14 protein-coding genes are annotated in these 13,677 nt (G+C 73.0%); 4 read left to right on the top strand and 10 right to left on the bottom strand.

The window, feature by feature from the left end:
* Positions 1 to 33 precede the first annotated feature (33 nt).
* Positions 34 to 528: a GbsR/MarR family transcriptional regulator gene (locus ACFY0K_RS33020; RefSeq protein ID WP_390642895.1), complete on the bottom strand. Its 495-nt coding sequence runs from the start codon at positions 526 to 528 to the stop codon at positions 34 to 36.
* A 74-nt stretch (positions 529 to 602) separates the two neighbouring features.
* Here ACFY0K_RS33020 and ACFY0K_RS33015 point away from each other — a divergent pair, with 74 nt between their 5' ends.
* Complete coding sequence (locus ACFY0K_RS33015) at positions 603 to 1,529, top strand: ATP-binding cassette domain-containing protein (RefSeq protein ID WP_390642894.1); 927 nt, start codon at positions 603 to 605, stop codon at positions 1,527 to 1,529.
* Entirely contained in the window at positions 1,526 to 3,094 is a 1,569-nt protein-coding gene (locus tag ACFY0K_RS33010) for an ABC transporter permease (protein ID WP_390642893.1), read from the top strand. Before ACFY0K_RS33015 ends, ACFY0K_RS33010 begins: the two co-directional genes overlap by 4 nt.
* A gap of 10 nt (positions 3,095 to 3,104) precedes the next feature.
* Here the strand turns inward: ACFY0K_RS33010 and ACFY0K_RS33005 are convergent, their stop codons facing one another.
* Together ACFY0K_RS33005 and ACFY0K_RS33000 are read right to left on the bottom strand one after the other, a co-directional pair.
* Positions 3,105 to 3,698, bottom strand: coding sequence for a Uma2 family endonuclease (locus ACFY0K_RS33005; protein WP_390642892.1), 594 nt, complete (start codon positions 3,696 to 3,698; stop codon positions 3,105 to 3,107).
* A gap of 87 nt (positions 3,699 to 3,785) precedes the next feature.
* Positions 3,786 to 4,991 carry a cytochrome P450 gene (locus ACFY0K_RS33000; protein WP_390642891.1) on the bottom strand — a complete coding sequence of 402 codons (1,206 nt, stop codon included), beginning with the start codon at positions 4,989 to 4,991 and terminating at the stop codon, positions 3,786 to 3,788.
* Positions 4,992 to 5,187: 196 nt separating this feature from the next.
* On the opposite strand from ACFY0K_RS33000, the gene ACFY0K_RS32995 reads away from it, so the two are divergent.
* Both ACFY0K_RS32995 and ACFY0K_RS32990 read left to right on the top strand, forming a co-directional pair.
* Positions 5,188 to 5,325, top strand: a complete 138-nt coding sequence (locus ACFY0K_RS32995) for a hypothetical protein (protein ID WP_390642890.1) — start codon at positions 5,188 to 5,190, stop codon at positions 5,323 to 5,325.
* A gap of 69 nt (positions 5,326 to 5,394) precedes the next feature.
* Positions 5,395 to 5,832 (top strand): hypothetical protein, encoded by a 438-nt coding sequence (locus tag ACFY0K_RS32990; RefSeq protein ID WP_390642889.1) that lies wholly within the window; start codon positions 5,395 to 5,397, stop codon positions 5,830 to 5,832.
* Between the two features lie 101 nt (positions 5,833 to 5,933).
* Here ACFY0K_RS32990 and ACFY0K_RS32985 read toward each other — a convergent pair whose 3' ends face one another.
* The 7 genes from ACFY0K_RS32985 to ACFY0K_RS32955 all read right to left on the bottom strand — a co-directional run bounded on the left by ACFY0K_RS32985 (position 5,934) and on the right by ACFY0K_RS32955 (position 13,559).
* Entirely contained in the window at positions 5,934 to 6,608 is a 675-nt protein-coding gene (locus ACFY0K_RS32985) for a response regulator (RefSeq protein WP_390642888.1), read from the bottom strand.
* Positions 6,605 to 7,972, bottom strand: a complete 1,368-nt coding sequence (locus ACFY0K_RS32980; protein WP_390642887.1) for a sensor histidine kinase — start codon at positions 7,970 to 7,972, stop codon at positions 6,605 to 6,607. The genes ACFY0K_RS32985 and ACFY0K_RS32980 overlap by 4 nt, the downstream gene beginning before the upstream one ends.
* 128 nt (positions 7,973 to 8,100) lie before the next feature.
* Complete coding sequence (locus ACFY0K_RS32975; RefSeq protein ID WP_382720505.1) at positions 8,101 to 8,787, bottom strand: response regulator; 687 nt, start codon at positions 8,785 to 8,787, stop codon at positions 8,101 to 8,103.
* Complete coding sequence (locus ACFY0K_RS32970; RefSeq protein ID WP_390642886.1) at positions 8,784 to 10,190, bottom strand: sensor histidine kinase; 1,407 nt, start codon at positions 10,188 to 10,190, stop codon at positions 8,784 to 8,786. Before ACFY0K_RS32970 ends, ACFY0K_RS32975 begins: the two co-directional genes overlap by 4 nt.
* Positions 10,183 to 11,376 carry an acyltransferase gene (locus ACFY0K_RS32965; protein ID WP_390643063.1) on the bottom strand — a complete coding sequence of 398 codons (1,194 nt, stop codon included), beginning with the start codon at positions 11,374 to 11,376 and terminating at the stop codon, positions 10,183 to 10,185. The genes ACFY0K_RS32970 and ACFY0K_RS32965 overlap by 8 nt, the downstream gene beginning before the upstream one ends.
* A gap of 28 nt (positions 11,377 to 11,404) precedes the next feature.
* Positions 11,405 to 12,400 carry an alpha/beta hydrolase gene (locus ACFY0K_RS32960; RefSeq protein WP_390642885.1) on the bottom strand — a complete coding sequence of 332 codons (996 nt, stop codon included), beginning with the start codon at positions 12,398 to 12,400 and terminating at the stop codon, positions 11,405 to 11,407.
* A 283-nt stretch (positions 12,401 to 12,683) separates the two neighbouring features.
* Positions 12,684 to 13,559, bottom strand: a complete 876-nt coding sequence (locus ACFY0K_RS32955; RefSeq protein ID WP_390642884.1) for an alpha/beta hydrolase — start codon at positions 13,557 to 13,559, stop codon at positions 12,684 to 12,686.
* Positions 13,560 to 13,677 lie beyond the last annotated feature (118 nt).

Below are 13,677 nucleotides of genomic sequence, written 5' to 3'. Positions count from 1 at the left end.
GGCAGGTCCGGCAGCCGGCTCTTCGGCGAGGCGTCACCCCTCGCCGAAGAGCTGATCGCGGTGGACCCGCCAGCGCTCCATCATCTTCCCGATCTCGTCGTCGACGAACTCGAAGAAGGCCAGCGTCTCGGCCATCCGCCGCCCCGCCGGGGTGCCGGGGCCGAGGCTGCTGACCCCCTCCCGCAGCGCCCCCTCCCACCGCTTGATCACGGCCTCCCGGCTGGTGAGAGCCTCGTACCACTGGTTGCTGTGCACCCGGTACCGCTCCCGCCGGGAGCCCGGCTCCCGCTCGCGCGCGACCATGCGCTGCTGGGCCAGATAGCGCACCCCGCCGGACACGGCCGCCGGGCTGACCTGCAGCTGCTCCCCCAGTTCCGCCGAGGTCAGGGCGCCCGAGTCGGACGACAACAGGGCCGCGAAGATCCGGGCCGGCATGCGCTGCATCCCGGCCTCGACGAGCTGTGCCGCGAAGCTCTCGACGAACTTCGAGACGGCCTCCTGATCGCGCCCCATCGCATCCGCAGTCATGGTCACCACCCTAGTCGGGGTTTCTGAACTTCCTTAACTTCACAAATTTCTGAAGACAGCGTACGTTCTGAACCATGACGAAGGCAATCACGGTCGCCGGGCTCCACAAGTCCTTCGGCCGCACCCAGGCCCTGGACGGCCTCGACCTGGCCGTCGAGGCCGGCGAGGTGCACGGTTTCCTCGGCCCCAACGGCGCCGGGAAGTCGACCACGATCCGGGTCCTGCTCGGCCTGCTGCGCGCCGACTCGGGCGCCGCGCAGATCCTCGGCCGCGACCCCTGGAAGGACGCCGTGGAGGTGCACCGCCGGATCGCCTACGTCCCCGGCGACGTGACCCTCTGGCGCAACCTCTCCGGCGGCGAGGTCATCGACCTCTACGGCCGGCTGCGCGGAGGCCTGGACGCGTCCCGCCGCGCCGACCTGATCGACCGCTTCGAACTCGACCCGACGAAGAAGGGCCGCACGTACAGCAAGGGCAACCGCCAGAAGGTCGCCCTGGTCGCCGCCTTCGCCTCCGACGTCGACCTGCTGATCCTCGACGAACCGACCTCCGGCCTCGACCCCCTGATGGAGGAGGTCTTCCAGCGCTGCGTCGAGGAGGAACGCGACCGGGGCCGGACGATCCTGCTCTCCTCGCACATCCTGAGCGAGGTCGAGGAGCTCTGCGACCGCGTCAGCATCATCCGGGCCGGCCGGACCGTCGAGTCCGGTTCCCTCGCCGACCTGCGCCACCTCACCCGCACCAGCGTGACCGCCGAGCTCGCCGGTCCGCCCAACGGGCTGGCGCACCTCCCCGGCGTCCACGACCTCGACGTCCAGGGCCACCGGGTCCGCCTCCAGGTCGACACCGAGCAGCTCACCGCCGTACTCCGCTCGCTCTCCGAGACCGGCGTCCGCTCGCTCACCTCCACGCCCCCGACCCTGGAGGAACTCTTCCTGCGCCACTACCAGGACGAGGCCGAGGCCGAGGCCGGAGCAGAAGCCGAGGGGGTCGCCCGATGAGCACCCTCGCCGGCACCGGCACCCTGCTGCGCTTCGCGCTGCGCCGCGACCGCGTGACCACCCCGGTGTGGATCGCGGTGAACGCGCTGATGGTCCTCTCCATGCCGAACACCCTGCGGAGCCTGTACGGCACCGACGCCGAACGCACCGACCTGGTCCGCCAGGTGCAGACCAATGCCGCCTACCGCGCGCTGATCGGCCCGCTCCACGACACCTCCCTCGGCGGCCTGACGGCATGGCGGGTGGGCGTGTACGCCGGGCTCCTCGCGGCCGTGACCGGCCTGCTCGTCGTCGTACGGCACACCCGCGACGAGGAGGAGACCGGCCGCGCGGAACTCGTGGCGTCGGGTGCGGTGGGCCGCCGGGCGTCGCTGACCGCGGCCCTGCTGGCGGCGGCGGTCGCGAACGCCGTGCTCACCCTGCTCGTCACCGCGGGCCTGGCGGCCCAGGGCACGGCGGGTGCGCTCGCCCTCGGCCTCGGCCTGGGCGCCACCGGCATGGTCTTCGCCACGACGGCGGCGATCGTCGCCCAGTTCACCGAGAGCGCCCGCCTGGCGAGGGGCCTGACGTCGGCGGTCCTGGGCGCGGCCTTCGTGCTGCGCGCCGCGGGCGACTCGGCGAGCAGCGACGGCTCCTCCCCCTGGACTTGGCTCTCCCCGCTCGGCTGGCTGGAGAACCTGCGTCCGTTCGCCGCCGAACGCTGGTGGGTGCTGCTGCTCTTCGCGGCGGCCACGCTGCTGCAGGCCGCGGCCGCCTATGCCCTGGCCGGCCGCCGGGACCTCGGGATGAGTTTCTTCCCCACCCGCCCCGGCCCGGCCACCGGCCGCCTCGGCTCCGCCGCCGCACTCGCCTGGCGGCTCCAGCGGGGCGGCGTCCTCGGCTGGTCGCTCGGCTTCTTCCTGGCCGGCGTGGTCTACGGCGGCCTGACCGAGGGCGCGGCCGGCCTGGTCGGCGACAACGACGGCGCCCGGAAGATCTTCGAGCGGATGGGCGGAAAGAGCGGGCTGACGGACGCGTTCCTCGCCTCCATGGTCGGGATGCTGGGCCTGGTCGCCGCGCTGTACGTCGTCGCGTCGGTCCTCCGCCTGAGCGGCGAGGAGACCTCGGGCCGCGCCGAACCCCTCCTCGCCGCCCCCGTCGGCCGCCTGCGCTGGGCGGCCGGCCACCTGACCGTCGCCTACGCGGGCGCCGCCCTGATCATGCTCCTCGCCGCCGCGGGCTTCGCCGTCGGCTACGGCAGGCAGGTCGGCCCGATCCTCGGCGCGTGCCTGGTGCAGCTCCCGGCGGTGTGGGTGATCGGCGGGGTCGCGGTACTGCTGTACGGGGTCGCGCCTCGACTGTCCCCGGCCGCCTGGGGAGTGGCCGCGGCGACCCTCCTCATCGGCTGGGTGGGCCCCGCCCTCAACGCCCCCCAACTCGTCCTCGACCTCTCCCCCTTCGGCCACCTGCCGAAGCTGCCGGGCGGGGGGATGGCGTGGGGGCCGGTGGTGACACTGACCGGGCTGGCGGCGGTGCTGACGGGGGTGGGACTGGCGGGGCTGCGGCGGCGGGACATGACCGGCTGACGGCCGCTGCTCAGTCGACGTACTGCTTGAGCTCCTCGGTGTCGAGTTCGATGCCGACGGGATCGGGGAGGGTGACCTTGCCACCGAGCCTCACCACGTGGATGTCCCGGTATCCGTCCTCCAGGTCGGGGTTGCTGTGCACGAGGACCGAGGAGTTGTCGCGGTCGATGAGCAGGTAGACCGGGATACCCGCCTCGGCATAGGCACGGGGTTTCTCGACCCGGTCCCGGTTGTGGGTGTCCGGGTCGTACGACGTGACCTCGACGACCATCAACACCCCGCGGGTTTCGGCCCAGTCACCCTGCCCTGCGAAGTGCCCCACGGGTGCGAGGGCTCCATCGGGGCGGGCCCGGCCACGGCGGTACGCCTCCACTTTCAGACCCTGCGTCGGGTTGAGGTCAAGCTCCGGCCGAGCCTGCATGCACTGGCGGATCAACCACATGATGATCGAGCCGTGGTCGCCGTTCGTCACCTTCTTGACCCCGATCCGTCCGTCGATGAATTCGAGCCTGACGGTGTCGTCCACACGCTCGGCGAATTCCGCGATTCGATCGAAGACGTCCACCGACATCTGAGACGAGGTGCGCTCTGCCATAACCGTCATGGTGCCTCCCTTCGCAGGCAGGCACCAGCTTGAACGGCCGCTCGCGACCATTGCCCGGAGTCGGTCGGCGATCGTCCGAACGGGTGATCACCCCACCTCCACGCTCAGCCCCTCCAGCCCCCGGATCACGAAGTTCGGCTTCCGCTTCGGCTCGGCGGTCAGGGTCAGGGTCGGGGCCCGCTCCAGGAGGGCCGTCATGGAGGCGGCCAGTTCGAGGCGGGCCAGCGGGGCGCCGATGCAGTAGTGGATGCCGGCGCTGAAGGAGATGTGGGGGTTGTCGCGGCGGGTCAGGTCGAGGTGGCCGGGGTTCTGGAAGACGGCCGGGTCGTGGTTGGCGGAGCCGAAGAGCATGGCGACCTCGGCGCCGCGGGGGATCGCCGTACCGTCGATCTCGATCTCGTCCAGCACCCAGCGCTCGAAGAGCTGGAGCGGGGTGTCGTAGCGCATCAGCTCCTCGATCGCGGTGGGGACCAGGGAGTGGTCGGCGCGCAGGGCGGCGAGCTGGGCGGGGTTGCGGAAGAGCGCGTACCAGCCGTTGACCGTGGCATTGACGGTCGCCTCGTGGCCCGCGTTGAGGAGGAGGACGGCGGTGGAGATCATCTCCTGCTCGGTGAGCCGGTCGCCCTCGTCGTGCGCCTCGATGAGCCCGGAGATCAGGTCGTCGCCAGGTTCCTTGCGCCGCTCGGCGATCAGCTCCCGCAGGTAGTCGGAGAACTCCACGGAGGCCCGGACCGCCTTCGCGGCCGTGTCCTCGGACGGGTTCAGCTCGTACATTCCGCAGATGTCCGCCGACCAGGGGCGCAGCGGGGCGCGGTCCGCCTCCGGGATGCCCAGCATCTCGGCGATGACGGCGACCGGGAGCGGTTCGGCGACGTCGGTGAGCAGGTCGCCGCCACCGCTGCGCACCAGTCCGTCGACGAGTTCTCCGGCGAGCCGGGCCACGTACGGCTTGAGCCGCTCGACCGTGCGCGGGGTGAACGCCTTCGACACCAGGCGGCGGATGCGGGTGTGGTCCGGCGGTTCGAGGTCCAGCATGCCGTGGTCGTTGAGCGTGTGGAACGGCTCGTGCTCCGGTGCGGGCGCACCGCGCCCGAAGTCCTCGTGCGTGAACCGGTGCTGGTACGTCCGCCCCAGCCGCCGGTCCCGCAGCAGCGCCGAGACGTCGGCGTGGTGCGGAACCAGCCACTGGTTCGTGGGCTCGAAGTACTGCACCCGGCCCCGGGCGCGGAGCTCGGCGTACGCGGGGTACGGGTCGGCCAGGAAGTCCGGGTCCCAGGGGTCGAAGGCTGCCATGGACGGACGTTAGACCGCCGGTCCCGGCTCTGACCAGGGGGGGGTTCCCGAACTGCTTCGGCGGCCGGCCGCCCGGCCCGCCTGGGCCCGGGGGATCGACGGAGCATGTTTCTGCTCCAGCAGCTTTCGGCGGGGACAGTAACTTGCGGACTCCGAGCCCTGAGACCGTCCGGGCCCACGGAACGGAGGGCCGCCGATGTCCCGGGAAGCGCCGGTGGACCTGCTGATCGCCGAGGGGGTTCCTGGAGGGCCGACAGCCACCCTGTGGATCGGCGCGACCGGCATGACCCTGAGCGCCCTGCCGAACCTGCTCACCCGCCCGAGACGGTCTTGAGGTGCTCGACGGGGGCGGCGAAGGCAGGGGCGGAGAAGGTGAGGGGGGGTCGGGGAGGCGTCACGGGACGTGTTCCTCACGGCGTCCTCGGCGATGACGCATGGTAAGGGCCCCCGCGCCGCTGCCCTACTGAAGCCGCTGGCAGCAGCCTTGGAGACCACTGATACCGAGAGCGCGGGAATGCTCGCGCAGCTCGTCGAATCGTGCCTGGTCGATGCGGAAGCCAGGCAGAGGTGGAAGGAGCTGATGACGGTCCACTACTTCCTCCGGCACGAGGTCGCCGAGAAGGTCCGGGAGGAAGGCCGAGAGGAAGGCCGCGTGGAAGGCCGGGCCCCGGCCAAGGCCGAGATGGTGCTGCAGATCCTGGACTGGCGGGGCCTCGTGGTGCCGGATGCACTGCGGGCGCATGTGCTGGCCTGCACCGACACGGACCGGCTCGAGAGCTGGGCGCAGCGGGCGGTCCACGCACACGCGGCGGACGACCTGCTCACCGGAGACGCCGGCTGACCTTCCCGTCGGCGGAACCGCACCGCCGGCGCCCGCAGCGCTCCCGCGGTCGAATCGCGGCAACGGCTGTGCACAACGCCAGTGCGTGTGTGTTTCCTGTGCTACCCCGGCGTCACCAGCCGTGCCTCGTACGCGAAGACCGCCGCCTGGGTACGGTCTCTGAGGCCCAGCTTCACCAGGATCCGGCTGACGTGTGTCTTCACGGTCGACTCGGCCACCACCAGGCGCTCGGCCATCTCCGCGTTGGACAGGCCCTGGGCGATGAGGACCAGGACCTCCGTCTCACGGTCCGTGAGGTCGCCGTAGGCGGCGTGGGCCGTGGGCATCAGGCGCGGGATGTCGGAGAGCCGGGAGAACTCCGTGATCAGGCGCCTGGTGACCGAGGGCGCCAGGAGGGCCTCGCCGGCGGCCACCACCCGGACACCGTCGGCGAGCTGACGGGCCGAGGCGTCCTTGAGGAGGAAGCCGGAGGCCCCGGCGCGCAGGGCCTGGTACACGTACTCGTCGAGGTCGAAGGTGGTGAGCACCAGGACCTTGGACGTGGCGTCGGCGGCGACTATCTCCCGGGTCGCCTCGATGCCGTTCAGCTCGGGCATGCGGATGTCCATCAGGACCACGTCCGGGGCGAGTTCCCGGACCCGGTCCACCGCCTCCCGGCCGTTGACCGCCTCGCCGACGACCTCGATGTCCGGCATCGCGTTCAGCAGGACCGAGAAGCCCTCGCGCACCATCATCTGGTCGTCCGCGATCACCACGCGGATGGTGCGCACGGTCATGCGTCACCTCCGGCGGCGGTGGCCGGCAGGAACACCGTCACCTCGTAGCCCCCCTCGGACGTCGGGGCCGCCGTCATCTGGCCGTTCAGCATGGAGACCCGCTCCTGCATGCCCGTGATGCCGTGGCCGGCGCCGGGGGACGGCTTGACGAGCGCGGGCCGCGGCGGCGGGCCGTTGACCACCCGCAGGCCCAGGCCGCCGATGACATAGCCGATCTCGACCCGGGCGCCCGCTCCCGGCGCATGGCGCAGGGTGTTGCTCAGCGCCTCCTGCACGATCCGGTACGCCGACAGCTCCACGCCCTGCGGGAGTTCACGGACCGCGCCGGTCACCGCCTTGTCGACCGCGAGGCCCGCCTCCCGCACGTTGTCGAGCAGCGCGTCCAGGTCGGCGAGGGTGGGCTGCGGGGCGTCCGGCGCCTCGTAGTCCTCCGCGCGGACCACGCCCAGCACGCGGCGCAGTTCGGTGAGGGCCGCCACCGCGTTCTCCCGGATGGTGACGAACGCCTTCTCCAGCTCCGGCGGCGGGTTCTCGACCCGGTAGGGGGCGGCCTCCGCCTGGATGGCCACGACCGACATGTGGTGGGCCACCACGTCGTGCAGCTCGCGGGCGATCGTCGTGCGCTCCTCGAGGAGCGTGCGCCGGGACCGCTCGTGTGCGGTCACCGTCTGCTGGGCGGTCACCTCCTGCCGGGCCGCGCTGCGTATGTGCCGGACCGTCACGCCCAGCAGGGACAGCGCGGACAGGAACAGCAGCGTCATGGTGTCGGAGTTGAAGTAGTGGCCGCTGCGGAAGCCCGTCTCCGCCATGACGCCGTACACCGCCGTCAGCACCCACATCCAGGCCGCCGTGCGCGGCCTGGTGCGTATCGCCACGATGGTGAGCACGAACAGGTGGCAGGCGAAACTGCCCGGCAGCCAGGGCCAGTCGCTGTCCCAGTCGCTTCCCAGGACGAACGCGATCGGGGTCGCCGCCATCGACAGCCAGAACGCGCCGACGGGCCGCACCATGGTCAGCAGGACCGGGGCCAGGGCCAGCAGCCCGAGAGCCAGGTTGACCGCCGCGCCGTTGACGTCGCTGTCGGAGGCGATGAGCATCGCGAGGAGGCCGCCCGCGCAGATGACGGCGTGCGGCGCCCAGGCCGCGTACTCCCGCAGCCGGCCGGGGAGCCGGCGGGCGAGGGGGCCGTCGGTGCTCACCGCGGGCAGCGGGCGGTAGGCGAAGGCGTCGTGGAACAGGTCCTGCCGCAGTCCGCGCAGGGCGTCCATCGCCGCGCGGAACTCCGGACTGCGCGGCTTGTACGGCTCGAACGCGCTGTCCGGCGGCTCCGGCGGCATCGGCTGCGTGTGGGTCGTCTCGGTCACGTACACGACCGTAGGCGCCGAGCCGGGTCACCGTCGTCACCAGTGAGAAGGGTCCTCGGCCGTCCTCCTCAGGTACTACGGGTACGCCGGGCAGCGGCGGGGAGCGGCGCGGAGCGGCGGGCGGCCGGTCAGTAACCGGAGGGCCGCACCAGACCGGACTCGTACGCGAACACCGCCGCCTGGGTGCGGTCCCTGAGGCCCAGCTTCACCAGGATGCGGCTCACGTGTGTCTTCACGGTCTGCTCGGCGACGACCAGCCGGGCGGCGATCTCCGCGTTCGACAGGCCCTGCGCGATCAGGGCGAGGACCTCCGTCTCGCGCTCGGTCAGATCGGCGATCCGCGCCTTCAGCGGGGCACGTACCCCGCCCCCGTCCAGCTGGGAGAACTGGGTGATCAGGCGCCGGGTGATACCGGGCGCGAGCAGTGCGTCGCCGGCGGCCACCACCCGTACCGCCTCCGCCAGCTTGTCCGCGGACGCGTCCTTGAGCAGGAACCCGGAAGCGCCGGAGCGCAACGCCTCGTACACGTACTCGTCCAGGTCGAAGGTGGTGAGCACCAGCACCTTGATGTGCGGGTGCGCACCGGCGATCCGGCGGGTGGCCTCGATGCCGCCCAGTTCGGGCATGCGGATGTCCATCAGGACCACGTCCGGGGTGAGTTCGGCGACCTTGGCCACCGCGTCCAGGCCGTCCACCGCCTGGCCGACCACCTCGATGCCGGGCTGGGCGTTCAGCAGCACGGTGAAGCCCTGCCGGACCATCTGCTGGTCGTCGGCGATGACCACCCGGATGGGGCTGCCGGTGCTGCTCGTCATGCGCGGTCGTCCTTCGGGTCGGGGGCACGGGTGGTGCCGGTGGTGGGGTTCGCGGTCCTGCCGGACATCAGGCCGGGGGCGGTGGCCGGGATCTCCGCGAAGATCCGGTAGCCGCCGTCCGCCAGGGGGCCCGCCGTCAGCGACCCGCCGAGCATCGTGGCCCGCTCCCGCATGCCGAGCAGCCCGTGCCCGGCGCCAGGCGACGGCGGCGCAGGCCGGGTCGGCCGGGAGTTCGCCACGGACAGCAGAAGCCCGTAGGGGATGTACTCGATCTCGACATGGGCGGTCGCCCCCGGCGCGTGCCGCAGGACGTTGCTCAGCGCCTCCTGCACGATCCTGTACGCCGACAGCTCCACGCCCGACTGCATCGGGCGCCGCTCGCCGTTGATCCGGGTGGTGACGGTCAGACCGGCCGCCCTGGTGTTCTCGACCAGCCGGTCCAGCCGGTCCAGGGTGGGCTGCGGGCTGTGCGGGCCGGTGCCGGGGCCGTCGTCGGGCGCGTCCTCGTCGGGGCCCTCCGAACGCAGCACGCCCAGCACTCTGCGCAGTTCGGTCAGCGCCTCCAGCGCGTTGTGCCGGATGCCTTCGAGGTTCTCGCGCAGCTCGTCCGGCGGGTTCTCCACCAGGTGGGGGGCGACCTGCGCCTGGATGGAGATGACCGACATGTGGTGGGCGACCACGTCGTGCAGTTCGCGCGCGATCCGGCTGCGCTCCTCCAGCAGGGTGCGCCGGGCCCGCTCCTCCTCGGTGAGCGAGGCCTGGCGGCCGAGTTCCGCGCGCGCCTCGCGGCGGCCGCGCAGCGCCGTGCCGAGCGCCGCGACGATCGTGGCCAGGACGACGGTGACCGTCGAGGTGGACTGGTGCGGCGGCGCACCCCAGACGCCGTCGAGCAGCCAGGTGAGCAGGACCGTCACGGCCAGCGCCTCGGCGGCCACCCGGGCCCGGACCCGCAGCGCGAGCAGCAGCAGGACCAGCAGCTGCGCGATCATCCCGGCCGTGGTCCAGGGCCAGGTGAACAGGTACACCGGTGTCGTGCCCAGCCGGCCGCGCAGCGCGACGGCGCTCACCAGCATGGCCCCCGTCGACAGCCACCAGGCCGGGACGGGCCGCCACATCGCGAGGAGCACGGCACCGCCCGGGGCGAACCCGAGCAGCGAGGCGAGGCCGGCACTCAGATGTCCGTTGTGCTGGAGCTGCGCGACGCCGCCGATCGTGATGCCGATCGACGCCACCCACAGCACGCCGTGCGGCAGCCAGCGCAGCCATACGGAGGGGGGCAGCGGGTCGAGGCGGACGGTGCACAGGTCGTCGCGGAGTATCCGCAGCCAGCGCAGCACGCGGCCGGTCCCGATCCACTCCGGCCGCCGGGCCCCCGTCTCCGTCACGGTGGTCAGCCTAGACATGGCGGGCTCCCGTCGGCGCCGCCCGGTCGGACGCGGGGCGGGTCCGGACGACGCGCGAGCGGGTCCGGGGGCGGCCGTGCTCGTACCCGTGGAACGCCGCCCAGCACAGACCGAGCACCAGGGCGAAGACCGGCAGCCAGAGCAGGCGGGCCGCGACCCAGCCGAGGTGGTCGGGCGGTGTGTGGAGGCCGGGCAGGCGGCCGAGCAGGAGGCCGGTGGCCGTGGTCGCCATGAGAGCCGTCTGGTGCCAGAGGAAGATCGTCATCGCGGAGAGGTTCACGAGGGCGACCGCCGCCCAGGCCAGGGGCCGGCGCATCGTACGGCGCAGCGGCTCGCGCAGCAGCAGGGCGAGGCCGCACTGGGCCAGGCCGAAGGTGACGGCGGCCAGGGTGGGCGGGTCGAGGTTGGAGACGGACGCGCCGGGCACGCCGACCATCGACGCCGGGTAGCCCGCCCACGCGACGAGGCCGGCCGTCGCCGCCGTACCGCCGATGAGCAGGACCCAGCCGGCGCGCGGGCGGTCCAGTTCGCCACGGGTCCAGGCGGCGCCCAGGGAGTACGGCACCAGCCAGCCGGCCGCCAGGTTCACCCAGCCGACGCCGGCCGGGGCGCCGAAGCCGAAACGGAGCAGGTCCACATGGAGGACGACGGCCAGCGGCCACAGCGGGTTGAGCCGGGCGACGAGCGGGGTCGCCGCCGTCAGCGCCGCGAAGACCACGAGGAACCAGAGGGGGGACAGGGCGAGTTTGGCGAGGGTGCGGACGGTGGTGAAGTCGGTGCCGGACAGCAGGAGGGCGGTGGTCACGATCGTCCAGAGGACGAGGAGCGCGGCGACCGGCCGGGAGAGGCGGGACAGACGGGCCGTCAGCCAGCGTCGGTACGGGGTGCCGTCGGCCCGGGCGGTGGCATGGCTGCGGGTGGCGACGTGGCCGCCGACCAGGAAGAACACGGCGAGGGTCTGGAAGAGCCAGGAGACCGGGGCCAGCCGCGGCAACTGCTGGAGGGGGCTGCCGGTGTGCAGTTCACCGCCGTCCGCCACCAGTGCCGTGATCAGCCAGTGGCCCAGGACCACACCGAGGACGGCGACCGCGCGCAGGGCGTCCACGGCGCGGTCCCGGCCCGGCGGGGTGGCGGTGTCGATGCGGACGGCGAAGTGCCGTACGCGGTGCAGCGTGCGGTGTCGTATGCGGTCGCGGAGACGTGGTGTCGGCGGCTTACGCACGGGTGACCTCCGTTGTCTCGCCGAGGACGATCCGGGCGAGGTTGGCCAGGGAGGCCGAGCCCGGGGTGAAGTAGTCGCTGTGGCCGCCGGGGCCCGCCGCGAAGACGCGGGCGCCGAAGGAGGGTGAGACCGGGTCGGTGCCGAAGCCGACGGTCGTGCCGAACAGGTCGGCGCGGACGTGCGGGACCTCGGCTATCCAGTCGGCCGCTCCCCGGGCCGCCCAGACACGGGCGGAGGTGTGCAGGGCCGCGGCCGAACCGGCGCCGGTGCCGGGACTGCCGACCAGGGCGATGTCGGTGACGCCCAGGCCGGTGAGGACGGGGGCGGCGCGGGCGCAGACCACCGTGCCGTACGAGTGGCAGAGGAGGGCGACGGACGCGGGTCCGGGGGTGGTGAGGGTGCGCAGTTCGCGGAGGAAGTCACGCAGGTGCGGGGCGGCTTGGGCGGCCCGGCCCGGGGTGAGGACCGTGGCGCTGATCGTCGCGGGGGTGCGGTAGCCGAGCCAGGCGACGACGGCGACCCGGGTCCGTCGCCGCTCGCGGTCGTGGGTCCGGCGTTCGTGGGTGAGGCGCCGGTACAGGGACTCGGCCGCCGTGTGGAAGCGGGCGTAGGTGTCGAGGGTGGTGTCCGAGCCGGGGACCAGGACGGCGATGCGCGTCGCGTGCGCCAGGTCGCCGAAGACCTCGGTGACCTGGCCGGTACCGCGGGCGTCGAGGTGGAGCAGGTGACGGGAGGGGGACGCGAGGGCGCGGTCGGCGTCGGCGCGGGAGAGGTCGCCGCCGGCGGCGGCCATGCGGGCGGCCTCGGCGGCGTTCTCCCGGTTGGCCTCGTATGCGGTGGCGAGGGTGGCCGGGGTGAGACGGGCGGGGAGAACTGCGGGAGGCGGGGCGGGAATTGTGGGTGGGGTGGCCGCGGACAGCGGGAGGACCACGGCGGCGGCGAGCAGGGCGGCGAGAGCAGTGCGGCACAGCCTCCCGCGCCGACGCACCCACCGACGCCCCCGGTCCGGCCCTCGCCGCCCCCTCTGCCCCCACTCCTGTTCCCGCCGCTCCCTCTGCTCCTGCCGCTCCCTGTGCTCCCGCTCCTGTTCTTGCCGCTCCCCCGTAGCCGCCGTCATGGTCGGTCCCCCCGTTCAGTGCGCCCGGCCGTCGGGCTGCTCTGATCGGGAAATTACGGACCGGACCGCGTCGTTCGCGTCCCGCCCGGGAGCTCACCTGGGAAGTAGCTCTCAGGTACTACGGGTATGCCGGGAAACCCTCAGGGGCGGCCCGTCACCAGGCCAGTTGGGCGATTTCCTCCGCCACCACCGCGCAGGCGTCCGCGGCCGGGTCGATGAGGGGGAAGTGGCCGACCTCCTCCAGGAGCGTCAGGCCCACCACCTCGCCCGCCTTGGCCGCCGCGTCCGCGTAGGACTCGGCGACCGCCTGCGGGACGACCACGTCCGTGCGGCCCTGGACCAGGGTGGTCGCGATGCCGGTCGGGAGCAGGAGCGCGGGGTCGGCGTACGGCTGACGGTCGGCGAACTTCTCGTCGCCGCCCAGGAGTTGCAGGGCCGCGTTGCCGCAGACGTCCAGCTTCTCGGCCATCGCGAAGTCCGCGATCGGGGCCAGGGCCACGACGCCGCGCAGGGGCGCCGGACCGGCGGTGCGCCACGCGGCGTCCACCGGGAGGACGTGCCGTGCCGCCGCCCAGAGCGCCAGGTGGCCGCCGGCCGAGTGGCCGGTGAGGACCGTACGGCGCAGGTCCGCCCGCGGGACCGCCTCGCGGACCAGGCCGGGCAGGGCGTCCAGCGCCGCCGCCACGTCGTCGAAGGTGTCCGGCCAGCGGCCCGCCACCGGGGCCGAACCGCCCTGCGCGGGAAGCGTCGTACCGCGCCGGTACTCGACGTTGGCCACCGCGAAACCGCGCCGGGCCAGGTAGTCGGCGAAGGGGGTGACGTGGCCGCGGTCGTACGGCGCACGCCACGCGCCACCGTGCAGGACCACCACCAGCGGGGCCAGCGGCTCCTCGGTACGCGGGGCATAGAAGTCGATCACCTGGTCGGGATGGTCGCCGTAGGCGGCCGTGGCGTCGGGCGCGACGTGCGGGTGCGAGAAGGCCGACTCCTCCTCGGCGGCGGCCCGGGCTGCTGCGGCGTCGTCCGGCATGCTCCAACCTCTCAGCGACGTAATGATGTTGGCGGACCAGGTGGGGAATTCGGCCGTTGGCCGGGACGGTATCAGGCCCGTGACGTGCGCGGACACGCGGATGTCACGCACGGTGAGG

The sequence above is a fragment of the Streptomyces sp. NPDC001507 genome, assembly GCF_042894765.1.
In the GTDB taxonomy this organism is placed as follows: domain Bacteria; phylum Actinomycetota; class Actinomycetes; order Streptomycetales; family Streptomycetaceae; genus Streptomyces.
This window is presented reverse-complemented; position numbering and strand designations above follow the sequence as displayed.

What these genes read in the sequence shown, in the direction of transcription:
- ACFY0K_RS33020 (WP_390642895.1), bottom strand. Translation starts at nt 528, where the DNA reads ATGACTGCGGATGCGATGGGGCGCGATCAGGAGGCCGTCTCGAAGTTC.
- ACFY0K_RS33005 (WP_390642892.1), bottom strand. Translation starts at nt 3,698, where the DNA reads ATGACGGTTATGGCAGAGCGCACCTCGTCTCAGATGTCGGTGGACGTC.
- ACFY0K_RS33015 (WP_390642894.1), top strand. Translation starts at nt 603, where the DNA reads ATGACGAAGGCAATCACGGTCGCCGGGCTCCACAAGTCCTTCGGCCGC.
- ACFY0K_RS33000 (WP_390642891.1), bottom strand. Translation starts at nt 4,991, where the DNA reads ATGGCAGCCTTCGACCCCTGGGACCCGGACTTCCTGGCCGACCCGTAC.
- ACFY0K_RS32995 (WP_390642890.1), top strand. Translation starts at nt 5,188, where the DNA reads ATGTCCCGGGAAGCGCCGGTGGACCTGCTGATCGCCGAGGGGGTTCCT.
- ACFY0K_RS33010 (WP_390642893.1), top strand. Translation starts at nt 1,526, where the DNA reads ATGAGCACCCTCGCCGGCACCGGCACCCTGCTGCGCTTCGCGCTGCGC.
- ACFY0K_RS32985 (WP_390642888.1), bottom strand. Translation starts at nt 6,608, where the DNA reads ATGACCGTGCGCACCATCCGCGTGGTGATCGCGGACGACCAGATGATG.
- ACFY0K_RS32970 (WP_390642886.1), bottom strand. Translation starts at nt 10,190, where the DNA reads ATGTCTAGGCTGACCACCGTGACGGAGACGGGGGCCCGGCGGCCGGAG.
- ACFY0K_RS32955 (WP_390642884.1), bottom strand. Translation starts at nt 13,559, where the DNA reads ATGCCGGACGACGCCGCAGCAGCCCGGGCCGCCGCCGAGGAGGAGTCG.
- ACFY0K_RS32975 (WP_382720505.1), bottom strand. Translation starts at nt 8,787, where the DNA reads ATGACGAGCAGCACCGGCAGCCCCATCCGGGTGGTCATCGCCGACGAC.